Below are 25,368 nucleotides of genomic sequence, written 5' to 3' on the forward strand. Positions count from 1 at the left end.
GACATGAATGAGTGACGAGTGACGATGTATTATGGGAACTTGGTGGATTTCAGACCTGCGACTTTTCGAAATACTCGTCTGAGGAGATCAACTGCGAAATGACCAGCTCGTCGGTCGCGCCGCCGTCGAGCTCGCCGCCGAAGTACCGCAGCGCGTCGGCATCGGCCGGGCGGCCCAAGAACTGCTCGAACAGCGCGTCGACCCGCAGGCGATGATATTCGTCGCTGTTGAAGAGGATGGCCGCCACGTCGGACGCCGACATGCCATTGGCCATCAGGCCCTCGAAATAGGTCAGGTCCGCGGAACCGATCCCGCGGCCAAGGGCGTCATGGAACAGCGCGCCGAGGAACCCGGCGTCCGTGGCTTGGCCGCGCACCTGGAAGTATTCCAGCGAGCCAACCAGGGCCTGAGCCATTCCCTCGATGGTGCCGCCGTCGTAGAGATAGGCGGTCCAGAATTGCATGCCGGCGGGATCGGCGGCGCGGCCCAAGTATTGCTGGTAGAGCGACTTGACCGTATCGCGCTGAAACTCTTCCGGATAGGCCAGTTGGACCATTTGGTAGGCGACTTCGCTGCGCGGCGTGCCCCGCGTCAGTTCGTCGACCCAGAATTCGAGGCCGCCCGGATCGGCCTGGCGGCCAAACACGTCGCGATAAATCTCCTGAATGTAATTCTGGTCGTGCGACCCCACCGTCCCATTAGGCACCAATTGCTCGTGAATCGTGGCCCTGGCACTGACGGTCGCCGTTGTGACGCCGGCCACGGGCCCGGCCGTCTGCTCGATGCTCACGCGGACCGTGTACTGTCCCTCGTCCAGATACTCGTGCGCGCCGCCGACCGTATATTGTGGTGCGGGCGTCCCGCCTGCGCCGGCCGCGGCCGCCGACACGCTGCCCGTCGAAGTCGCGCCGTCGCCCCAGTCGATCGTGGCGCGGAAATCGCCGGCGGGCAGTGAGCCGTCGCCGTCGGTGAACGTGGCCACGGCAACCGTCGTGGGCGGGCTGAACTCGTAGCCCGTCACGGCCAGCGCGGTGGCTGCGATGCCGCCTTGGCTGGTGATGGTCGCCGCGGAAATGGCCGCGCTGCTGGTGGCCGTGACGGCCGGTGCGGTTTCGTGTGTCACCGTGACGGTGACGCCGAACGTGCCGCCGTTGGCGTAAGTATGAGATCCGGAAACGGTGAAGACGCCCGTGTTCGCATCGACCGCGAGCGTGCCGGCGGTGGCGCTGGCGCCGTCGCCCCAGTTGATGGTGGCCGCGTAGTCGGAGAGCGCCTCGGGCCCGCCGGTGTCGCTGAAGGCGGCCACGGTTTGGGCCGTGCCGGCGGCGCCTTCCGTCGCCGTATAGGTGAAGCCGCCGGTGATGGTCAAGGGCGCGTCGACCGCCGTGATGGCCAGGGTGCCTGTGATCGGCGCGGCTGTGCCCGCGGCCACGCTGAAGGCGAACGAATCGTTGCCTTCTTCGGTCGAATGATAGGTGACGATGCCGTCCTTGATGTCTTGCTGCGAGAACGTCCCGCCCGTGGTGAGCAAAACTCCATGGTCGGCGAGCGTGCCGAACGTGGGTGCGGCGGCAATCGTGTAGAGGATGGTCGAAGCTGAAACGGAAGTGTCGGAATCGGTCGTTTCGAGCAGCGAGTTTGTCAAGATTACCGAAGAACCTTCCCTGGTGGCGATCGGTTTGTCGTTGACCAGAGTCAGCACCGGAACCGCCGTGGCGCTAATATCGGCCGCGCTAGTGGCGGTGACGGCGGGCGCGGTTTCGTGCGTCACGGTGACGGTGACGCCGAATGTGCCGTCGCCGGCGTAAGTGTGGGCGCCGCTGACGGTGAAGATGCCCGTGTTCGCATCGACCGCGAGCGTGCCGGGGGAGGCGCTGCTGCCGTCGCCCCAGTTGATGGTGGCGGCGTAGTCGGAAAGCGATTCGGGGCCGCCGGTATCGCTGAAGGTGGCCACGGTTTGGGCCGTGCCCGCGGCGCCTTCCGTCGCCGCGTAGGTGAAGCCGCCGGTGATGGTCAAGGGCGCGTCGGCCGCCGTGATGGCCAGCGTGCCGCTGATCGGCGCGGCCGTGCCCGCGGCCACGCTGAAGGCGAACGAATCGGCGCCATCCTCGGTGGAGTGATAGGTGACGATTCCGTTGTTGATGTCTTGCTGCGAGAACGTGCCGCCGGTGGTGAGCGAAACTCCATCGTCGGCGAGCGTGCCGAGCGTGGGCGCGGCGGTAATCGTGTAGAGGATGGTCGAAGCTGAAACGGAAGTGTCGGAATCGGTCGTTTCGAGCAGCGAGTTTGTCAAGATTACCGAAGAACCTTCCGTGGTGGCGATCGGTTTGTCGTTGACCAGAGTCAGCACCGGAACCGCCGTGGCGCCAATGTCGGCCGCGCTGGTGGCGGTGACGGCGGGCGCGGTTTCGTGCGTCACGGTGACGGTGACGCCGAACGTGCCGTCGCCGGCGTAGGTGTGGGCGCCGCTGACGGTGAAGATGCCCGTGTTCGCATCGACCGCAAGCGTGCCGGCGGTGGCGCTGGTGCCGTCGTCCCAGTTGATGGTGGCGGCGTAGTCGGCCAGCGCCTCGGGGCCGCCGGTGTCGCTGAATGTGGCCACGGCCTGCGACGTGCCGGCGGCGCCTTCCGTCGCCGTGTAGCTGAAGCCGCCGCTGATGGTCAAGGGCGCGTCGCTGGCCGCGATCTGCAGCGTGCCGGTGGTGCCCAAGGCGTTGGTCGAGGCGACGCTGAAAGCGAACGAATCGGCGCCTTCCTCTGTCGTTTGGTAGATCAGCCGGCCGTTGTTGATGTCGTCTTGGGTGAAAGTGCCGCCCGCGGCCAAGGCCTGGCCGTTCAACAGCAGTGTGCCGTTGGTCGGAAGCGAGGTGACTGTATACACGATGCCGCTGGCCGCGACCGTGGCGCCGACGACCGACGCATCGAGCACGCTGCTGGCGATCGTGGTGGTCGAGCCTTCGACGGGCGTAATGCCGCTGTCGGCGCTCAAGGCCAGTTGCATCTGCACGGGCGAGGCGACGTTGAGCGTGGCCGTGGCCGTCGTATTCTCGGAGCTGTTGGTGAGCGATTGGATGGTGACGGTCACCGTGCCCTGGCCGGGGCTGCCGCCCGAAACATCGAGCAGGATCGCGCCTTGCGCCAGGCCGGGCAAGATAAACAGCGGCACGCTCTGGGCGGGCAGGCCGTCGAGGCCGATCAGGCTGGCGGTGATCGCGCCGGTCGTGCCGGTGATCGTCGCTGAATACTGATCTTCGGTGTTGCCCGTGTTGTTCACTTGCAACAAGAACGACGTCGCGCCCGGCGCGGCCAGATTTTGCGTGGGTGGCGAGAAACTCGCCGAGACCGACTGCGTGGAGGGCACCGTCAAGATGGCGGTCGAAGCGCCCTGCGCGGCGGGGTTGGCCTGCGAGGTGGCGACGACCGTGAGCGGCAGTTTGCCCGCGTCGGCGAAAGCGGCCGCGCTGGTGGTGATGTCGATCCTCTGCGAATTGCCCGGAGCGAGGGTCATGGTCTGCGTGGCCGCCAGGCTGGCGATCTGTGCCGCTGGGCCGGCCAGGCTCAGGTTGAACGTGTCGCTGGTTGTGCCGACGTTTAGCACGGTAACCTGATACGGCGCGCCGGGCGCCGTCGAGGCTGTGGTGGGCTGCAAATTCACGTACACGCCTGGGCCCAAAACCGTGAGCGTGCCGCTGGCCGCGGCGGACGGCGGCGGAGTGACATACGCCGCCGTGGCAGTCACCGTGAAGGGATAGTCGCCGGGCGATGTGGTGAACGCGGCCGGCGCAAGCGTCAGCGTGACATCGCGGCTGGCGCCGGGCGGAATCTTGAACTCATTGAACAGCGAATCGCTGGGAAGCTGAAAGCTGGCATTCAGCGCGCCGGGACCGCTGATACCGAGGCCGAAGGAATCTTCGACGCTGCCCGTGTTGGTCACCTGCACGGTGTATTGTGCGATGCCATCGGGTCCGGCGCTGGCCTTGGCGGGCGTCAGGTTGATCGCCACGCCGTGCGCGTCGGGCGTGGGGATGACGGGCGTGCCGGCGATGGTCACGGTAAAAGGGGCCTCGCCCGACTCGCCCGAGCCGGCTTCGTCGCTGGGCGGCAGGGAGCCCCTTAATATGATATACTCTTGCCAGGTACTCGCGGCGTCGTTGATCTTGGCCGTCACCTGAAACGGCAGATCGACCGTGCTGTTGGGCTGCATCGTGACCTTGAGCGGCACGTTGTTCGTAAAGTTCGAGCCGATGATGGATTGCAGATAGTAGTCGACCGTCTGATTGAGTGGATTGCTCAGCCGCACGTCGAAGGTGGCCGTGCCGCCGGGTGGAATCGTGGCAGAAGTCGGCAGCACCTCGATCACCGGCTCGCCCGTCACCGACGTGCCCGGCAGGGTGAACGAGCCGGGCGTCGACTGGCTGACAAACGACAGCGACGTGCCGAGTGTCACGGGCCGGACTTCATTCGCCGCCAGGTCGGCTACTTGTGTTTGCCAGGTGAAGGTCGGCTGGTCCTGCCCGAAGGCGAGTTGCCGGACCCAAGTCAGCGTGTCGAAGTTCGTACCGGTCGTAATCGAAGTCGGCGGGATGTTGAACGACCCGCTGACAATACTCGTGTTCGCATCGGTCGGCACTTCCACCGACGCGGTATACGAAGTGTGCGCGATCGAACCGATCTGGTAGGTGGTCAGCCCTTGCGAGCTGGTGGCGTACAGAATGTCGCCTGACACCGCCATTTCGTTGCCCAGCACGGGCATGGTGGTGGCGCTGACGGTGATGTTGTTGGGGTCGGTCGGGTCGACCAAGAGTAGCACGGGCTTGCCGCCGGAGATCGCCCCGCTCACGGCATACAGGCCGTTGCCTAGCGACAAAACCGAGACCGCGCCGCCGTTCTGGACGGAGGTCGCGAAATTGTCGGCGGTGATCAGCGTCGTGCCGATCAACTGAGGATTGGTCGGGTCGCTGACGTCCATCAGCGAGAGCGCCAGGTGGCCGCTCACCTCGCCAAAGTTCGATAGGTCGCCGGCCGGGCCCCCCGTGCTGGAAACCACCAGCGCCTGGCTGCCCTGAATGGCAACGTCGATGGCCTGAAACGTGCCCGGAATGTCGACTTCCTTGCTGACCGAGAGCTGGGCCGGGTTGGTGTCGTCGACCACCAGCAGGCGGCCCACGCCGGGGTTGATGCTGTCGGCGCTGGAAGTCGAGGTCGAGCTGGCGATGTAGGCCAGTCCGGGCTTGACGACCAGTCCGCCGAACTGCAGTGTGTCGCCGGCTTCGGGCGGGCCGGGGTTGTTGTATAGCGCCCCGTTCAGCGTGGGGGCGGCCGGATTGCTGATGTCGATCGAGAGCAGCGTGCCGTATTCGCCTTCGAGGCCGCCGGCGAAGAAGTAAAGGCCGCTCGTAGGCACGAGCAACGTGGGGCCGTCGATCACCAGATCGTTCATGAATTCGTAATCGAACGCCGTTTTACTGACGAGCGTGGGCGCGGCCGGATTGGTCAGCGAATAGAACAGCAGCGTGAACTGGTTGGCGTTAAGTGTGGCCGTGGTGCCCACGATCAGATACTCGGTCCCGCCGATGTTGTCGACGACGCCCTTGGTGAAACCACCTTTCACAATGTCGCTCGTACCGAAGACGCCATCGTCGATCGGCGCGGCCGGATTGGTGACATCCACGACGTCGATGCCATTTCCGCCCGACACATAGGCATAGGTCGTGCCAGCCGCAGGGTAGAGCGCCACATCCGTGGCGCCGATCGTGCTCGGGGAAAGCGCCTCGAGCGTCAACGGATCAGGAAAGGGCGTCTCGGCGTCGACCGACAGGGTGGTGGTGACGTTGAGCAGGCCCGATGGCACCGTGTTTTCGGGCAACAACGGCGGGTTGGTCGAAACGCTCGCGCTCACCGGCAGGCCAATGGTTAGATTGCCCTGCGCGGTGGCCGTGGGCAAAGTAGCCGGCACGCTCGGTGGCGAAGAGCTGTCCGTTACCGTCACCGTCACCGTATCGACCCCGTCGGCGAAGCCAGTCGTATCGATGTTCCCCAGATCGACGGTGGTCAGGCCGCTGGTGTCAGTCAGCGGCACGGTCTGCGGGTTCGCATCGGTGTAGATTACGTTGCCGTTGGGATCGCTCACCGTGAACGATGCGGAGAGCGTATGCGGTTCATTGACGACCGTTTCGATCTTGGCCGTGACGTCGACCATGCCGCCCGGCTGCGTGAAGGGCGGCGTGACGGTCACCACGGGCACGGTGAGCGACTCGGCCAGCAAGGTCAATTGGCCGGGCGTGTCGAGTGTGATCTCGCTGGCCCCTTCGGCGGTGGCCGTCACCGTGAAGTTGCCGCCGACGAGCGCAGTGCCCGATTGCGTGAGGTTGAGCGTTACGGTGGTCGTGCCCTGGGGAATCGACGCACCCGGCGCGAGCGTGATCGAGGTCGGGCTGAACGTGGCGGTGACGCCGGTCGGCAGGCCGCTCACGCTGAAGTCGTAAGTCGTGGTTTGGCTGCCGGTGTTTTGCAGTAGCACGTTGTAGAGCGTCGGCGCGCCGGGCAAGGCCAGCGCCTGGCTGCTGGCCAGCGAAAGCGTGAAGCCGTGCAAGGCGTAGTCGGTGATCGCCTGCGCCAGCGAATCGAGTGCCGTGCCGAGGTTCGTGATGGCCGTTTGAATCTGAGTTGGCGTCGTCGCCGAGGACAGTTCCGTTTGCGCCGTCGTCAAGCCGGCGGCATAGCCGGAAAGGAACGGATCGTTGGTGACCAGCGTGATCAGGCTCGCCAGCGCGGCTGTGGCCTGGCTCAGGTAGACGTTGCTGGTGGGCGTCTCGACCAGGTTCGTGAGCGCCAGGCCCAGATCGTTGAGCTGCTGCGGAAGGCCCGGAATGTTCAGGTTTTGCGCCGCGACGGCCGCGTTCTCGATGGCCGGCACGCCCGGCGCGGCCACTTCAACAGGTATGGTCACGCTGATCGGCGTCGGCACGCCGGCGAGGTTCAAAGTAGCTCCGCCCAAAGTAGCTCCGACACTCCGTGGCGGAGATCCCGGCGAGGTAAACTCGACCGTCGCCGCCGTCACCACCGGCTGCACCTGCTCCGCCTGCAAATCAGCGACATTCGTTTGCCAGGTGATCTGCTGGTTGGCGCCCGGCGCCAGGTTCAATGTCCACGTCAACGTTTCGCTGTTTGTGCCGTTCGACGTGCTCGTCGGCGCGAGGCTGAACGAATTGGGCACGATGCTCACGCCATTCGTCGGCACCGTGACGGTCACGGTCGTGGGCGTGGTGGTCAGGGCCGCGGCCTGGTAAATCGTGAGCCCGTCGGCCGCCGCGCCGAACAGTTGGCCGTCGGCCAGCGTCAGGCCCGCCGCGTTGGCGTTGGTCGACATATTGCTCGTCGCCAGGCTGTTTGGGTTGCTGGCGTCGACCAGCAGCAACGTGGGCGAACCATTCGACAGCGTGCCGTTGATGGCGAACTGACCGTTGCCCAGGTCGATGACATTGAGCGCGCTGAGCGGAAATTGGCCGACCGGTTGAAACGTGTTTTGGGTGATGACCGTTGAACCGATGACGGTCGGGCTGGCGGGGTTCGTAATATCCAGCAGCGTGAGCGTGACGTTGCCCGAAAGCCCAACTTGCGACGGATCGCTAAAGGGACTGACCAAGCCTCCGGTGCTGCCCACCACCAGTGCGTGCGTGCCGTCGATGGCGATGCCCACCGCGTCGACCGTGGCCGGTATGGTGAGCGTCGCTCCCGTGCTTAAAGTGCCTCCGGCGCCCGTATTCACCACCGTCACCGTTCCCGTACCCGTCTGCGTACTCGCTCCCGTCGAAGTCGAGCCTGTCACGAGCAGCGTCTGCGGGTTCACCGCGGCCGATTCATTGACGAACGAGGCGTGTCCGGCGGGCTGGGGCTGGTCGTTATAGAGGGCGCCGCCGATGACGGGCGTGGCCGGGTTGCTGAAATCGACGGCCACCAATTCGCCCGTTTGGCTCAACACGTCGCCGTTGGCGTCGTACGTCTGGCCGTAGGTGGAGAGATAGGCCGTCGTGCCCTCGATCGTCATACCGTTGAGATAGTTGTACGGCACCGACGCGCTTCCCAGGAGCGCGGGCGCTTGCGGGTTGGCCAGCGAATAGACGAGCAGCGCGATCTCGCTGCCGGCGCTCGGCGGTTGCGAAGCGACAATCAGCTCGCCATTCGCCACTTGCACCAGGTTGAACCCGCCCTGACTGATATCTTTGCTTCCGAACGTGCCCAGCACCTTCGGGCTGATCGGATTGCTGATATCGACCACGCTGATATCTTGCGTGCCGGCCACGTAGGCCAGTCCCGGCGCACCGGGACTCACGGCCACGCTGGTGGCCGTACTATCGATCGCCACATTGCCCATAACGGCGTTACTGGTGACGTTCAGCGTCTCGGTGCTCGTGACCGGCCCCGGCGTCTGATTATCACTATCGACCGACACGCTGGCCGAGACGGGCAAGCCCACGGTCAACGTCGTCGAACCTGTCGCCCCGGCGATGGGCACGGGCGGGCTGCCGCTTTGGGCGATCGACACGTTGATCGTGTACTCTCCCGGCGCGAATCCGGTCGTGTCAAACGTGCCCAAATCGACCGTGGCCAGCGCGCCGATCGTGTCGAGCGTGATCGGCACTGCCGTCGAGCTAAACACCGTGTTGCCCTGTGCATCCGTGACCGTGAACGACGCCTCGCCTTGTTCGCTCTGGCTCACCTCGCTCTGCACGTCAGCCATTACATCGACGCTCTGTCCGGCGACGGCGAAGCCTGGAGGATGGACCTCCTGGCCCGTCCCGTTCTGTGGCACAGCCGCCCCGGCTGTGCTCGCATTCACCTCGACCACCGACACCCCATTCTGCGTCGCCGCCTGATCCACATTCACCGTCGCATTCAGCGTCGAATTCAGCGGCGTGCTCGCATCGGGCGTCAGCGTGGCGGTCTCGGTCACGGACTGCCCGACCGCAATCGTGCCCGGCGACGGCAGCCCGCTGATCGCCAATCCGCTATCCGTCGTCGTCGCCAGTGCCGCGTTATACGGCACATTGCCGACATTCGTGATCGTAATCGTCGCCGTCGTGGCCGTACCCGGCGTGGTCGACAACTCAACCGGATCGCTCGTCACCGTCGCCGCCGCGATCGCCGGCATCACGAACGTCACATCGACCGTTTGCGTAATCGCCGAATTCGTCGCGCTGGTCGCCGTAACCGTGAACGACAGGTTCGTTCCCGGCGGCGGCAGCGAAGTTCCCGTCGGCTGCAAATAGACTCCCAAAATTCCGGTCTCTCCCGCGGGCACGGTGACCGACGTTCCGCTGTCGACGATGGTCCAACCGCTGGGCACGTTCGCGAACGTTACGTTATACGTATCCGGCAACGGCCCGGTGTTCTGGATCGTGGCTTGGAAGGCGCTAGGAACTTGAGCGCCGTCAAACGGCGCCGTGAAAAGTGGATCCGGCTTCACGGCGAGCGTCATGCCAGGCATCGTCGAGGTCACGGTCACTTCGACGGTAGCCTGCGAAACTAAGTCGGGGTTCGTCGTTGATTGCGCGATGACTTGAATCGGATACGTGCCGCTCTGGGTGCCCGGCGTCGGCGTGACGGTCACTTTGCCCGTGGCGTCGATCGTCACCGTCCAACCCGTCGGCGCGTTGGCCGTCAAATTGTACGTATCCGCGAAGCTTGTCTGCACGCCCGCGTTGAACAACACCGCCCTATTCTGGTTGGTGGTCAGAGTCGCCACGCTCGGTGCAAGCGTCAGCAAGTTGGCGGTGTTCCCGCTGAGTGTCACCGCCTCGCTGTCGGTCCCGTTGGCAGAGACGCTGATCGTGCCGTTGTAGCCCGTCAGTGTTGTTTCGTCAGCGGTGTTAAGTGGGTCCCCGCCAACGTTCAGATTGCCTGAGCCCGGCCCTAACTCCACGGCGCCGGTCGTCGCCGTTATGGAAGCCGTTCCGGCGAAAGTTGGCGTGGTAGTCGTGCCGCTGCCCGACAGACTGGCGGAGTTTGCATTAATACTGTACGTTCCGGCGGGGAGATTCTGGCCGTTGAGACTCAAAACATCTCCTGGGACCGTCAGGGTGATCACAAGATTGCCTGTGACGGTCGCCAAATAATCTGACCAGTCTCCGCCAACGCCGAGCGTTTGTTCGGCTTGGCTGTAGAGGCTAAGGAATCCTCTGCCGCTGATCTGGTACTGACCTTGTCCGGACACACTCACCTGAACAGGTTCGGTTGTGCTGAGCGTGACTGTGCCGGTTCCAAGTGCCTCTCCACCGTCAGCCACGACCGCCCCGGCGCTTACGCTAACCGACTGCACATCGGCGGTGCTCGTCGCACTCGCGGTCCACGTCGCCCGAAGGTCGCCGTCCGCCTGCATGGCCACGACATCGTCCGCCCCCTCTACAACACCACTAGCAGCGAGATCTGGTGTAGGATCGGACGTGACGGTTGCCATACGAGAAATTGGCGCCGTCGGGTTGGCGGTAAAGCCGTCCAGCGGTGGATCAGCTTGTACCACCTTTAAAGATTCATCTACATACTTCCAAAAGCTATCGAGCAATGGAACAATCACGTCCGAACTACTGGACAAATGGGCAACCGCCTGCTTGCCGAAGTATTGGGCGAAGTCGCTAACTGCCTCACGCACCGCGTCTTTCATCGCTTGTTTTTCTAATCCCGCGTTTGCCGCGCGGGCATCATTTACGACCAGTTCCACCAGATCATCGCCCGCTATCTGGCCGGCTTCGATGCCCGCCTCCTTCGTGCCCGCGGCTACTGCCGCATCGACTAGCTCATCGGCAAGTGCGTATGCCGCGCTTTGCTCCGAAGCTCCATGCGTACCATCGTCTGCCACGGCTACGGCGTCGCCAGTCACGGTATTCACTTGAATCCATGCCGTCCTCGGCGAACCATCAATCACCACCGGGGAGGCGGGCACGATGACCGCTAGTCCGGCACTTAACGCAGCGCTTATTCGAGCTTTTGACTCTGCCGAAATCTGCAGTGCGCTTAACTTCGATGTATCCGACGCGCCACTCAGCACGACCAAATTAGAACCGCTCGCGAGAGAGCCAAGAACTACTCCCATTGCCGATAACGATTGTGCGCCGCCGTTCGACGGGAGCGCATTCATGACGTGTCCCTCAATGACGCTGTCAGATATGCCATGCATGAAGTGGAACGCGACAATCATGGTGTTCGACTGGTTTGGGGCAACGACAACGTCCGGAGTGTCAGCGAGAATATCGAGGTTGTAGTTCAGTGCCGCCTGAGTGGCCGATTCGTTGAATGATAAGGAACTTGATACGGCAACGACACGGGGAGAATCATAATACGCCGTGGTAAAGAGCGGCGATGCTATGCCTGCGGAGGCCAAATCAGAGTCGGCGAGGAAGGTTTGGCCCAAAAGCACATTCGTTTCCGTTACCACTTGAGAGGTCAACGAATTTAGTTGGTTTAGGGATGCGCCGCCCGGGGCAGGTCCGCCTTGAACAACACTCTGTGCGAGTCCGATGTTTTGTGTAGCGAGTTGTCGACTAAGCGTCATCTGAAAACCAACCTCGTGGTCGTCTTCTGTTTCGCCGGAAATCTCGAGTGTAACGATGTCGAGCGCAGAAAGAGCCGCCTCGGGCGTGCTTGGCAGGTTCAAAGAGACAGGGCCAGCGGCCTGGCGCTGGGCAAATCCAATTCGGTCGAACAGCGTTTTGTTCTCTGTCGTGGTCTGGCGCTGTCCGTTGACCTCGGCGGATTGAAATGAGACATTAAGAAAGAGGCCGGTCAACACGTCACTTCCGAATGGAAAGCTATTGTACGTTTCTTGATAGTCGGTGCCACGAATAATCGTATCGGAACCGGGGGTGCTGCCATCCCCGAGCTCAACATAAGGTGAATAGGTAAACGTGGCGTGGGTCAGACTACCAGTAAACCCTTGCGCGCTAATGAAATTGCCTAACGAGACAGGGACGCCGACCAAGTCAACGTCGTTGAAGGTCTGGTCGAGGACGACGGTTTCAGTAAACGGAGAGACTCCCGGCGCAAACGCACCAACCGCTTGGTTATAGGTCTCGGCCGTCAAAGACACTTCCGTCGTCTGCCGCAGGCTCTGCGGCACGTCAGTGAAGCTGTTTGTCGAGGCCGTGGCTGCTTGGCCAGTCGCCTGCCCCGCGAATTCGGGGTCGGCGTCTTTCATGCCGTTGCCGGCGTCGAACTGAAACCAGAAATGGTCCTTCGTCTCCGACAGCAATTGCGGGTCGTTCGCCGGGTCGGATGTCTGCGTGCCGGTGGGGATGTAGCCCACCGTTTGATAACTGGCCGGGAACATCGAGAGGATGAGCTGCTGGGCCTGAGCGGTCGTGAGCGTCCCTACTTCGTATTGTGCGGGAATGCCGCTGGCCCGCATCAGGGCAACGCCCAGGCTGGCGTCGTCGAGGGAGTTGCCGGCGCTCGACCACAGCGTGCCGCGAGCGCCGCGCAAGCTGCCGACGTAAGAGTTGTAGCCGATCTGCGTTTGCAGGAAGCTGTAGATCTGCGTTGGGTCGTAGTTCAGCTCGGCCACTTTCTCCTGCACGTAGGGATCGGTCGTATTGGCGTCGGGCGTGCTGGCCAACAGAGCGGCGGCGATGGCCGTGGTTCGCAGCGTGGCCGGCGCGGTCGTCCAGGTGACCATGCCCGCGTCGAGCGTGCCGTAGGTGCTCGCGCCCGTGTCGAGCGTGGTGGGCGTGGGGCTGGCGAGCGACACCGTGAGCGTCACGCTGGCCCGGTCGTAAGGCTGAATCGTGCCCAGGCTCCAGGCAAGCTCTTGGCCGTTCTGGTCGGGCAACTGACTGGCGCTGGCAAACGTGACGCCGTTTTCCAGCGTATCGGTCAGCAACACGCCGGTGATCGGGTCGGCGGCCTGGTTGTAGACCGTGAAGGTGAGCGTTTCCTGGTTGTTCTGCACGTCCGGCACGTCGTAGGCCGAGAGCGTGCGGCCGACCACGATGGTCGGCGGCAGGCTGTTCGCCCCGCCGATATCGAGCATCACCCGCTCCTCCAGCGGCTGAAATAGCGCCAGGCGAAGCTCTTGGCCGAGCGAATTTCGCCGTCGAGCGCTCTTCGCCCGCAGCGAGGTACACCTGCGGGAAAAGAATCGACGAGAAAAACCCGCCTGGTATTCTGTGAATCGCGTCATGATTGGTCTCCCAGGTTCGAATGCAGGCTCTTCGGAGCTTACCTAGCGGGAAATCGCAAAGCAAAGTAAATCCGGACTACTTCTCCGCTTTCTATGAACATGTACGAGTCGGGCCGCCGAAACCTTGCGCGCCGCGGAAAAAAATGTTGCCAGTGGTCCGTGACGCCGAGGCTGGTTTTGTGGCGCGACCGCCATCCCGTTTGCCACGAGCTTTAGCCGGTGGTTCGCGGGCCTAACGAAGGATTCTTGGGCCGGCTTGAGCCGCGCTTCTCGACCGCACTGAAATCCGAGAGGAAACCTGTCGCCGGGTAAAGCTTCGCCTAACCCGGTACGCAGGTGCCGTACACCAACCCGAAGCGCCAGCGAGGAACGTGAAACGGAGGCAAAACCTCGCTTGCGCTTCGGGTTAGTGTGAAAATGGGAACGGGTTCGGCGAAGCTTTACGTCGCCGGCACGGCTGAAGCCAGGGTTGAGAAGTCCGGCTGAAGCCGGCTGGCAGAGGGATCTTTTGGTGCCGGCAACCACCAGCCAAAGCTGGTGGCAAGCGGTCAAAAGCCCGGCTAAAGCCGGCTACCGAGGCGGGCACCTTATTCCGCCACGGAGTGTCGGAGCGACTTGCCCGACGCCTTCGAAGTTGTCACCCGCCGCCTATTGACATCATGTTCATATATACCGTATACTTCGGGACACCGACAACAATTCATAAACTTGGAGACAAATCCATGTCATGCGAAACCATGTGCGACGGCGGCCGGCCTGTGACCGGCGACTTGACCGCGGCCCCTGGCGAACTGCTGCGGCTCGACGAGATCGACGGGGCCGACACACGCTGGCTCTGGCCCGACCGGCTTCCCGTCGGCCACGTGACCGTCGTGGCGGGCGAGGCCGGCAGCGGCAAAAGCCTGCTGGCCGCCGACATCGCCGCGCGGGCATCGAACGGCGCAGCCTGGCCCGACGCGCACGGCCAGGGTCCCGCCGGCCCGGTCGTCGTCGCCCATTCCGACCGGCACCTGAACGCGGTCGTCAAACGGCGGCTGATGGCGGCCGGCGCCGGTCCCCGGCAAGTGGCCCTCATCAATGCCGACGCTGAACCGCCCCAGGCCGTCACGCCCGCCGAAACCCTGATCGCCAAGCTGGAAAGCGCGCTGGCACAGCTCGCCGATTGCTCGCTGGTGGTGATCGACGATCTGCGGGGCTGGCTGCGGCAGCCGGGCCCGCGTGCCGAGGGGCCGGCCGACGCGCTCGACCAGTTGGCCGAGCTGGCGGCACGGCGTCAGATTGCCGTGGTCGTCGTCTGGCCGCTGGAGAAAGGCGGCCGGGCGGGCACGAACCGGATGCTCGAGTCCCTGCTGGCCGCGGCCCCGCTGGTTTGGCTGCTGGCGCGCGACCCGTATCGCCCCGAGATTCGCCTGGCGGCATGCGCCCAGAACCGTTTGGGCCGCACGGCCGACAGTCTGGCGTTTCGGATCGAAGACGACCGCCTGCGGTGGCAGACGGAACCAAGGCCGGTGACGGCCGACGACCTGCTGGCGGCCTCTGCCCGCACCGTCGATCGCCCGGAACGGCGGCAGGCGGGCAAGTGGCTCCTGGACTTGCTCGCGGAGGGTCCGATCGAGGCCCAGCGGCTGTGGGAAGAAGTCCGTCTCTGTCATCTTGCCGAACGGACGGTGCGGCGGGCGGCCGCCGAGCTGGGACTTCACCCGACCAAAGCCGGGCAGGGCGGTCCGTGGCTCTGGGGCTTTCGCGTGGAAACCGTGGCAGCCTTGGAAACGGTTGGCAGCCTTCCAAATTCGGCCGTGGCGCAGGTGGAACCGCGGCGGGACGCCTCGCCCAGCGTGGCAGCCTTGGAAACGGTTGGCAGCCTTCCAAATTCGGCCGTGGTGCGCGTGGAACCGCGGCGGGACGCGCCGCCCAGCGTGGCAGCCTTGGAAACGGTTGGCAGCCTTCCAAAGAGCGAGCCGGCGCCGCAAACCGCTTCCAGATCCAGCAAACGGCGTCTCCGCAAGCTTCGCCGCGAACGCCAGGCCCTGGAAGCGTTCCAGGCGGTCCTCCGAAACGGGTAGGCGGCCCGCCGACCAACGTAGCTCCGACACTCCGTGGCGGAGGGCGATAGCCGGTCGCCTTCGCGAACCGGCCTGTCCGCCGTCAGCCCGGAACGGGCGTCATTCGATAGCCCGGGGTGCAACCCTTGTTGTTCTACACAAGTGGCGTTCCCCAGTCCCGTAGGGACGATCGAGTTTAGCCGTGGCCGCAGGCCCACGGAAAATGGACGCCAACGATCGCGCAGCCGCGTAGCGGCGACAGAGCTCGCGGCGCCCTACCCCTGTCGCCGCTACGCGGCTTGCCTAATCTACCTCATTGGTACCGTGGGCTTGCGCCCCACGGCTAAACCATCTCGCCGCTACGCGGCTGACTCGCGAGATGTGTAGAACAACGAGGGTGCAACACTGGGTTTTTCCGGCGGCAACCCAGGGTTCCGCTGCGCTCCACCCTGGGCTATCGAATACGACCCGTTCCGGGTCGGGTTTGGCCAACTTCGAATTCGCGGCTATTTGGCGTCGATCCAGCGCGTCAGCCAGTCGCCCTCGGCCGGCGCCGGGCCGGGCGGCAAGGCGCCGACGTATCTCGGCCAGTCACCGCCGGCGCCACGACGAGCATCCTCGCTGTCGGAGGCCAGGCGCAGATAGTCGGGACTGGCCGCGTCGCGAGAAAGAAACTGCGGCTTGGCGACGAAATCCGTCGCCGCGAGCGGCAGCTCGTCGCTGCCAGAGGGGCCTTCGAGGTAGATGTTGCCACCCACCTGCCAGGCACGGGCCGCTTCGGCCAGTTTGGCCGCACCTTCACCTTCAGCACCGATGCCTTCCGGCAAAAAGTTGTTGCGAACGCGCGTGCCCGCCGCGTTCAAGCTGCCGAACAAGCGAACCCCCCCGCTGAGAAACGAGTTGTTGGAAATCTCCAACCGACCCATGCCCGCGGTGTCGAGCAGGTGCAACGCGCCCGGTTGTGTTCCGTCGGAAAGGTTATGGCGAATGATCAACGTGTCGCCTGCGCCGCGGACGATCAGGCAGGCCTCCTGCGGAGTCGAACGAAACCAATTTCGTTCGATCAGCGCCCGTTGCCTGCGGTTCGGGGCCGAGGGGTTGAAACCGAAGTTCAAGGCCGTGTCGAACCGGCACTCGCGCACCACGCAGGAAGCCTCGGACCTGCCGCCGTTGGTCCAATAGACGAGCACGCCGACATTGCCGTTGTTCGGCTCGCCGCCGATGAAGCGGCAGCGCTCCACGAGCAGGTCGCCCGCCGCCGCCAGCATCAACCAGGGATTGGCGGGCAAATGTTGGCTCAGGTCCTGGGCGGCGAAGGTCAGGCCGCTGAGCCGGAAATGGTCGAGACTATCGAAGAACTGATTGTCAGCGGCGTCTTTTTCCCAGGTCGGTTTGCGTTTGCCGGCCAGCTCGATGACGGCGCCGGCCCGGCTGATGAGCCCGCAGTTCCTGGTTGTTCCAAAGGCGACCGTCTCGCGATACGGCCCGCGGTCGAGCACTTCGACCGCCTGGCCGGGCTGAAGCGCGTCGAGCGCCTCCTGAATGGTTTTGAACTGCCCGCGGCCGTCCTGCGAAACTGTGAGCAGCTTGCGGCCTTCGAGCCACTTTTCCAACGGCGGCGGCTGCAAAATAGACCCGGTTCCGGCGCGCCGGGAGGACGGGTGCGAGAGCCGGTCGCCTTGGGCGACCGGCATTTCTCCGCCACGGAGTGTCGGAGCTACGTTGGGTTGTGTCGGAGCTAGGTTACTTGAAGATGCTGGCCGCGCCTTGACCCACAGCCCGCCGGTGATTTTGCCGTGATGACCGTGGCCGGAGGCGTCGTGCAGCACCTGGCTTTCTCCTTCGTCGAAGTGGTAGAGGGCCATCGTGTGCTCGTCGGGCTCGAACCGCGAAACCGGTTCGTAATCGCCGTCGTAGCGGGCGACGTCGGAAATTCGCACTTCGTCGATCACGCCCAGGAAGTGAAAAAACCGAAACTGCCCGTCGATGGTCTGCGTGGCGCCGATCACGAAGTGCCCGCCCTTCTTCGCGTCGCTCGGCGCTGGTTGGTACTCGGCGACGGCAACCCGCTTGCCGTCGCAATACAGCGACATTTTCCGACCGTCCAATACTCCGGCGATTTTCGTCGGCGAATGCTCCGGTTCCGGGAAGTTGATCGAGCGGTGGTCTTGTGTCTTGACGACGAAGTTCCAACCGCTGTCCGCATTCCAGCGTAGCGCCGTTCCGGGCGGGCCTTCCTCGGTCATCAAATTCGATACCACCTCGCCGTATTGTTCCAATGGCGGTTCGAGATGCACGCTGGCCTCGATGGTGATCGGATGGCTGGCGTCGTAGCGCAGCGTGGGGATGTCGACGTGCTCGTTGATGCCGTTGAAGCGCAGCGAGGCCGCACCCTCGATGGGCGGCTCGGCGATCGTCCCGAAATCGGAGACGATCGCGCAATAGGGACGCGCCGCGTGCAGACGTTCGATGCCGGCGCGGGTGATGCTTGTCCCTCCGAGCCACACCGCGCGGAGGTACTTGAGCTTTGCCAGCGTGTCGATCGACTTGTCGGTGATGGCCTGGTTCGGCAACCCCAGTACCAGGAAATCCTTCCAGGCCAGCATGGCCGGCACGCCGGCATCGGTGATTTTGGTCGCTCCGGCGTGCAGCACGCGGATCTTCGGAAAGCGCCGGGCCAGGTCTCGCAGGCCCTCATCGCCGACGTTGCTCTGGCCGATGTAGACGCCCGCCAATTCGGGCAGGTTGCCAAGATTGGCGATGCCCGCATCACTGATCGGCGATCCATTGATCCCCAGCGAGCCAAAATGTCTCAGGCCGTTGAACCGCGTCAGATCGGCGTCGGCGATCGGCACGTCGATTCCCAGCGTCACCAGCTCGAAATCGAAGTCGGGCAACGCATCGTCGGGGCCGACATTGACCCAGCCCGTGGGGCCGCCCGCCAAGCCGATCGTTCCTCGCAAACCGTGGGCCCACTCGGCGACGATGCGGTCCTGGGTCTTGCCGCGGGCTGGGAACGTGCCGAAGCTCGATTCGATCGTGCAGTCGGGCAGTTTGGTACGCAGCCGGTCGATGCCCGCACGGGTGATGCTCGTGCGCGCCAGGAACGCCTCGCGGAGATGCTCCAGCTCGGCCAGCGTGTCGATCGACTCGTCGGTGATGGCCGTATACCCCAGCCGCAATTCCTGGATGTTTTTCCACGCCAAGAGGGCCGGCACGCCGGCATCGGTGATCTTGGTGCCTCCGGCGTGCAGCACTTCAATCTTGGGAAAGCGCCGGGTCAGATCGCGGAGACCCTCATCGCCGACGTTGGTGTCGCCGATGTAGACGCCCGTCAATTCGGGCAAGTTGCCCAGCTTGGCGATGCCTCGATCGCCGATCGCCGTGCCTTGGAGCATCAAGCCCGTCAGGTGCTTGAGTCCGTCGAAGCGGGCGAGATCGGCGTCGCTGACTTGCTTTTTGAAAAGGTCGGCGGTGACGAGATCGAACCGCCCGGCGGGAAGCTTTTCATCCGGTTTGATGATGACGTAACCCAATTCCGCGTTGCCGCCGCCGATGGTGCCGCCCAACGAACGGACCCATTTGACGACCGATTGGTCGGGATCGTCCTTGGCGACCGGCTCTTGTCCGCCACGGAGTGTCGGAGCTACTTTGGCAGTTGCCGCCGAATCGGTGTGGCGAACTTCCGCCGAATCGGCATCGGGGTAGGTGTGCGTGCCAAGGATCTTGCCGTCTTTGTCGCGGATGATGACCACGATGCCGGCCAGCAGCATGGCCGCCGCGCCGGCAGCGGCGACGACCCACGGCCAGCGCGGCCGACGCCCCGTAGACCCGGCACTCCGTGACGGGGGCGCTCGCCGGTCGCCTTTGGCGACCGGCGCTCCGCCACGGAGTGTCGGAGCTACCGTGGTCGGAGCTACCGTGGTCGGAGCTACTTCGATCCCGCGAATCGCCTGCACCACGGCCTCGGCCGTAGCCGGACGGCCGGCAGGATCTTTCGCCATCAGGCGCATGATCAAATCCGAGAATTCAGGCGAAATGTCGGGATTCAACTCCCGCGGCGGGTCGGGATGGTGCAGCCCCAGCGACATCAAGACGGCCATCGTGCTCGGCCCCTTGAACGGCCCCACACTGGTCGTCATGCGATACAGCACGGCCCCCAAGCTGAACAAGTCGCTGCGCGCGTCGACCGCCTCGCCGCGGGCCTGTTCGGGCGACATGTAGGCGGGCGTGCCGAGGATGGTGCCCGTCTGCGTCAGGTGGCTGTCGTCTTCCAGGGCGTGCGCGAGGCCGAAATCGACGAGCTTCACCCAGCCGCCGTCGGCTTCCAGCCAGGTGTTGGCGGGCTTCACGTCGCGGTGAATCAGGCCGCGGCGGTGCGCCACGCCCAGGGCCTCGGCCATTTGCCGCCCGATGCGCAGGCATTCGGCCGGCGGCAATCGCCCCTCCCGCCGCAGCAGGTCGTCGAGCGTTTCTCCGTGGAGCAATTGCATGGCCAGGAAAGGAAGTCCGCGGTGCTCGCCCACCTGGTAGACGGTGACGATGTGCGAATGATCGATGGCCGCGGCCGCCCGCGCCTCGCGCAAGAACCGCTCGCGGTGTTCGGCTTGATTCGCCAGGGCGGGCTTCATCACCTTTAAGGCCACGCGGCGGCGAAGCTGCGGATCTTCGGCCTCCCAAACCAGGCCCATGCCGCCCACGCCCAACACGCGCAGCACGCGGTAGCCTCCAAAATGGCCCAACTCGCCCTCGGCCTGGGACGGACCGAGAACGCCGCGGAAGTCCCAGCCGTCGGCCGTGTGTTCGTTGGCGGCGGCGACCGTATCGGTGAAGGCCGTCGAGCCGCCCGGCAAGCGGAGGGTCGCCGCGCGATCGGCCACCTCGATTACCGCTTGCTCGTCGGACAGTTCCAGGGCCGCACGGGCGGCACGCGCACCTTCGCCCGCATCGGAAGAAGAGAGTTCTCGCACCCGCTGACAACAATGCGGGCAGTCAAGCAGATGTTGCTCCAGATCGGCGGCCAGCTCGTCGGGCACTTGCCCGGCCAGCAGCCGCTGAAGCGTGGCTTGGTCGGGACAACTCAAGACATCGGTCATGCGCGAATTCCTGGTCGTTGAATTCGAATCGGGCAAAGCTCAGACAAAGCCCCCCTAGATAAATACGAGTCGAACCGGCGAACCCTTGCGCGCGGCTGCGCAAAAACTTCGTAGGGTGGGCCGGCGCTCGCAAGCTCGCTGGTCCCACCCTACGCACCACCTTAGTCGAGCATGCCCGCCAGTTCTTTCCGTAAACGCCGCATCACACGGCACTTGGCGACGTAAACCCCATTCTCGCTGATGCCCAATTCGGCGGCGATTTCCGCCGCGGGACGGCCGCCGACCACAAACTCCCAGCACGCTTTCCAGGTCGTTTCGTGAAATTCCGATCTCATAATTCTCAAGGCCGTGGCCGCCAAAAACATCTGATGTTCGCGCTCCCCACCGTCGGGCTCGCCCATCGCATCAACCGCTTTCGCCAATTCGGCCGGGTTGTGCTCCTGGGGCAGCGATTTTCGCCGTAGCCGGTCGCGAACTTTATTGCGCACGACGGTCTGCAGCCAACCCCGGAAACTCTGTTTGGCATCGTAGTCGAACAGCGGCAGCTTTTCGACAAGCAGTGCGAAGACGTCCTGCACCAGGTCGGCGTCGTCGGGCGGTCGTAGGCCTGTCTGGCGGACCCAGTGAAACAACAACGGCGTATAGAGACCGACGAAGCGCCGCCAATCTTGGTCGGTGCCCGCGTGCTGAAGCCGCCGCAAGAGGCTGATGGAAGTGGTTTGCATCGCTTGCCGTAAAGTGACTGCCACGATCGTTGCTGCTTTGACCGGCAACCAACTGTGCAAACCATTCTAATCCGAGCCAGCCTACGAAAGCCACCGGGACCAGGCGAGCTGGCGAGCGCCGGCACCGGGGTCAGGCGTCAGGCGTCAGGCGTCGGGCGTCAGGCGTCAGGCGTCGGGCGTCGGGCGTCGGGCGTCGGGCGTCGGGCGTCAGGCATCAGCCCGGCCAGGAAAAAAAGCATCATGTTGACCATCGGAATGATCGCCAAATCCTGGAACATGGCGTTGGCGAAATAGCTGGCCATGCTGGCCAAGAACAGCAGTCCGTGCTGCCGCGCCCAAAGCGGGGCCGAAGAGCGCCACAGCAGCCAGGCCTCGCGCAACCAATAACCGAGCAGCATCATAAACAGGACCGTGCCCGTCAGTCCGGTCTCGGTGAGCAGACCCAAGAAAACGTTGTGCTGCACGTAGCGGCGGGAAGTGTCGAGCGGCAAGTCGGAGGAGCGATCGTCGAGCACGTCCACGAACCGCTCGCGATAATGCCCGAACCCACAGCCGAAGACCGGCCGCTCCAAAAACATCCGCCAGGCGACCACGCCCAGCACGGGCCGCAGCCTGGCCGATTCGGCGGCCTCACGGGCGCTCTGGCCTTCGTCGCGTTTGAATTCAATCAGCCGCTCCCACTGCGATGCTGCAATCGCCATCGCCGCCAGCAACGTGCCGGCAACCACGGGCAGCCGCCACGATCGCGGCAACACCAGCCAAGCCACGATCAACGACATGGCCAGCGCCCCCATCCACACGCAACGCGTCAGCGTGGCATAGAATCCCCCAACGAACAGAGCGGTTAAAGCGACCATGACCAGGCGGCCTGGCCAGCCTAGCCGGGGCCAACCCATCCACATCGCGCAAAGCCCGATGGCCAAGAAGTAGCCGTTGCCCGCCGGGTTGAGCAGCGGTCCGCGGCCCCGGCCCAGAAACTCGTGGATTTCCGTGGAAGCGATGTACTGCGGGAAAACAAGCTGCTTCCAGCGCAGGCATTCGGCGATGGCCGTGCCGGCCAAGTACATGCCCAACAGGGCCAAAAAGCCGAAGACCCAACGGGTCGCCGCTTCAGACAACGGAACCTGCCGTGCCAGCCAGTACATGCCGGCCGGCATCAGGTAGTAAAAGAGCAGCTTCGAAGCGGGCAGGTTGTGCTGAAATCGCCAATCGTGCAGCAAGGTGCTCACTACGAGCAGGCACAGGAAAGCCGCGAGCACGATCTCCGCTTTGCCCAGCGGCTTGGGCGCGACGAATCCGAGCTTTCGATAGGTGGCGCACAGCGCGAGCACCAATAGAAACAGCAGCCGATCGGCGGTGAGAGGAATGAACCCCGTGTCGACGTGCAGGAAGGGATGGCCGAAACAGGTGCCGGTCAGAAGCACCAACAGCGCGCCATACAACGGTCCGCCGCGCAGCAGCAGCGCGGCGCCCCAGATCAGACCAATGAGCGTTGCGACGGCGACAAAGGTTTCCATGGAAAATGACGAAGGATGTAGGGTGGGACCAGCGAGCTTGCGAGCGCCGGCCCACCATCGTCAGGCGTCAGGCGTCAGGCTGTTTGTCCTGACGCCTGAGGCCTGAAACCTGACGCCTCAAATCGGTGGGCCGGCGCTCGCAAGCTCGCTGGTCCCACTCTACGTTCCCTCATCTCTCATCCCTCTTCGTCAGCACCATCAGCGATCGCCCTCCCAGCAAGCGAACGGCCAAATCGGCATTGGCCCGCAGCAGCGTCTGGCGCATCAGCGCCAGCGCTTTTTGCCGCAAGGGCTTGCCGCGCAACAGCAGGCGTTGCTCGGGATAGAACCAATCGACGACTTCATGGCCCGCTTTCGCCAGCGCGGCCAGCGCGGTGTCTTTCGTGAAGTAGTGGATGTGACCCACGCTGGCGCGTAAGTCGAGAATCGGATAGCTGCGCCACACGCTGTAGGCCGACAGGTCGAGCGGAATGTGAAAGATCGCATGCCGGCCGCGCGGCTTGAGCCGACGCAGAAATCCATAATAGTCGTCCAGGTGTTCGATCAAATCGATCACCAGCATCAGGTCGAAGGACGTCTGCGGTTCGTCGAACAAATCGGCCTGGCGGAACTGCAGCCGCTCGTTGACGCGTGACCGCGACAATTCATGGGCCTGCGGAGAAATGTCATAGCCCCAAAAGCGACAGTCGTCGGGCAGCTTCTTTTGCAATTGGGCCAGCACTTCACCCGCGCCGCAACCGACTTCACAGATGGTCTTGGGCGCCAACGAGTGCCGCAGAATCAACTGAAAGATGTTGTCGGCCTTCCACGGCGAATCTTCGACGTGCCACGTGGGATTGCGTTCGAGATACTCGCCGTCGGTGTAGGGTCGCGCCGCGGAATCAATTTCGGCCGCTGATGCCATGTTGTCCTCGCAATGTGCTCATCGTTGGGGTTCACCCGGAACCTGCGTACCGGCGGGGGTTGAAAAATGGTGGGCATGTGCGTCTCTTTAGGGTTTTGTAACGCAAGACCTTGGGAGAACAGCACAAATCCACGAGCTTACTTTACCATGCCTTCAGTATTCGAGGCTACAGCTGCGTCCGGTCCTCATAAGGTCAGAGGGGATTCTCGCAGCACTTCGTGGACCAGCTCCTTCAGCGCTTGCCGGTTCAGATCGTCGATCGGCGCGTCATGGTGCTTGTCCTCCACCAACTCGCCCAGCGTGCCTTCGATGTCGGGACCGGCCGTGTCGAGCGATAACAGTGGCCGGTCGACCGAGAGCAGCGTTGCGGCGTCCCGCTCCGGCAAGCCGCAGGCTTCGATCTCTTCTTCCACGGTCGGGTGGCGCCAGTTCCGCTCAATCCACCGCCGCCGCGATTTCTGAAAGCGAACGAGCGACCGCAGCTTCTCGCGCGGCAAGACAATCATGCCGGCGTGCTCGACCAGCGACTTGGTGATCGATTGCTTGATCCACCAGGTCGCGTAGGTCGAGAAACGGTATCCGATCTGTCTTTCCCTCGCTCTGTCTCTCCGTCTCTCCCTCTACCAATCAAGCACCGACCCGTCGTCCTCATCATAAAGCTCGCTCCCGCGCCAGTCGTGGCCGATCTTCTCGGCCACGGCGTCGTCGTCGAGCTCGATGCCCAGGCCGGGGCCGGTCGGCAGGTCGAGATAGCCGTCGCGCAGCGCGAACGGCCGCTTCAAATACCCTTCGCCAAGCGTCACCTGCTCCTGGCAGAGGAAGTTGGGAATCGAAGCCGCGATCTGCACGCCGGCGGCCAACGAGATCGGGCCGAGAGGGTTATGCGGCGCGATTGCCGCGTAATAGGCTTCCGCCATGCCGGCGATCAGCCGCACCTCGGTGATGCCGCCGGCGTGGCACAAATCGGGCTGCAAGATCGTCGCGGCCCTCTTTTCCAGCACCTCGCGAAAGCCCCACTTGGTGAATACCCGCTCGCCCGTGGCAATCGGCAAGTGTGTGCCACGAGCAAGCTCGGCCATCACGTCGTGGTTTTGCGCCTGGCACGGTTCTTCGACGAACATCGGCTGATACGGCTCCAACGCCTTGATCAGCAGCTTGGCGGTCGCCGGGCTGATGGCGCCGTGGAAGTCGATGGCCAGGTCGACGTCGTCGCCGGCCAGCTCGCGCATTTCAGCAAACCGCTCGGCGGCGTAGTTGATCTCGGCCGGCGTTTCGACATAGCGGCTGGGCCGGCGCTTGGCGGGCGTTGTCTTGAAGGCCATGAAACCGCGAGCCAGCCCCCGCTTCAGGGCCGCGCGGCTTTTGGCATGGGCATACACGCGCACGCGCTCGCGCGTCGGGCCGCCCAGCAGCTCATAGACGGGCACGCCCAGGGCCTTGCCCTTGATGTCCCACAACGCCATGTCGATGCCGCTCAGGGCGCTGGTGAGCACCGGCCCGCCGCGATAGAACGCGTGCCGATAGATGGCCTGCCAATGGTGCGCCACGCGACGCGGGTCCTTGCCGAGCAGGTAGGGTTCGATGGCCCGCACCGCCTCGGCCACCGTATCGGCGCGTCCTTCGACGACCGGCTCGCCCAAGCCGACGACGCCCGCGTTCGTATGGACCTTCAGGAACAACCAGCGCGGCTTGACCTTGTAGGTTTCAAGCCGAGTCACTTTCATCGAATCTTTTGGGCGGAGCGGCGCGGCGTCGCCCGCGCGCTCCTCGGCCTGGGCCAGCGTTTGCCGCAGCCAGGCCCAGCCACCCATCGCCGCGGTGGCGCCCATCGCGGCACGTCGGTTGAAGTATCTCACAGGTCTTGATTGCCGAAAAAGGTGTCCTGCCCCAGTTTGTTCGCCAGACTCTATTCT

At 64.0% G+C, this 25,368-nt stretch carries 8 protein-coding genes; 1 reads left to right on the forward strand and 7 read right to left on the reverse strand.

All coding sequences use genetic code 11. The features are described 5' to 3' along the window. Positions 1 to 49: 49 nt before the first annotated feature. Positions 50 to 13,171 carry a cadherin-like domain-containing protein gene (locus VNH11_16985; protein HVA48068.1) on the reverse strand — a complete coding sequence of 4,374 codons (13,122 nt, stop codon included), beginning with the start codon at positions 13,169 to 13,171 and terminating at the stop codon, positions 50 to 52. A 722-nt stretch (positions 13,172 to 13,893) separates the two neighbouring features. Here VNH11_16985 and VNH11_16990 point away from each other — a divergent pair. Then, positions 13,894 to 15,234, forward strand: coding sequence for an AAA family ATPase (locus tag VNH11_16990; GenBank protein ID HVA48069.1), 1,341 nt, complete (start codon positions 13,894 to 13,896; stop codon positions 15,232 to 15,234). A 485-nt stretch (positions 15,235 to 15,719) separates the two neighbouring features. Here the strand turns inward: VNH11_16990 and VNH11_16995 are convergent, their stop codons facing one another. The 6 genes from VNH11_16995 to dgoD all read right to left on the reverse strand — a co-directional run bounded on the left by VNH11_16995 (position 15,720) and on the right by dgoD (position 25,311). Next, positions 15,720 to 20,309, reverse strand: coding sequence for a protein kinase (locus VNH11_16995; protein HVA48070.1), 4,590 nt, complete (start codon positions 20,307 to 20,309; stop codon positions 15,720 to 15,722). A 161-nt stretch (positions 20,310 to 20,470) separates the two neighbouring features. Continuing rightward, entirely contained in the window at positions 20,471 to 21,058 is a 588-nt protein-coding gene (locus tag VNH11_17000) for a sigma-70 family RNA polymerase sigma factor (GenBank protein ID HVA48071.1), read from the reverse strand. Between the two features lie 134 nt (positions 21,059 to 21,192). Next, positions 21,193 to 22,551, reverse strand: coding sequence for an O-antigen ligase family protein (locus VNH11_17005; protein HVA48072.1), 1,359 nt, complete (start codon positions 22,549 to 22,551; stop codon positions 21,193 to 21,195). 169 nt (positions 22,552 to 22,720) lie between these two features. Next, entirely contained in the window at positions 22,721 to 23,455 is a 735-nt protein-coding gene (locus VNH11_17010) for a class I SAM-dependent methyltransferase (protein HVA48073.1), read from the reverse strand. A 185-nt stretch (positions 23,456 to 23,640) separates the two neighbouring features. Beyond that, positions 23,641 to 23,961 carry a hypothetical protein gene (locus tag VNH11_17015; GenBank protein ID HVA48074.1) on the reverse strand — a complete coding sequence of 107 codons (321 nt, stop codon included), beginning with the start codon at positions 23,959 to 23,961 and terminating at the stop codon, positions 23,641 to 23,643. A gap of 114 nt (positions 23,962 to 24,075) precedes the next feature. Then, complete coding sequence (dgoD, locus tag VNH11_17020; GenBank protein ID HVA48075.1) at positions 24,076 to 25,311, reverse strand: galactonate dehydratase; 1,236 nt, start codon at positions 25,309 to 25,311, stop codon at positions 24,076 to 24,078. Positions 25,312 to 25,368: the final 57 nt, after the last annotated feature.

Source organism: Pirellulales bacterium, from assembly GCA_035533075.1.
In the GTDB taxonomy this organism is placed as follows: Bacteria; Planctomycetota; Planctomycetia; order Pirellulales; family JAICIG01; genus DASSFG01.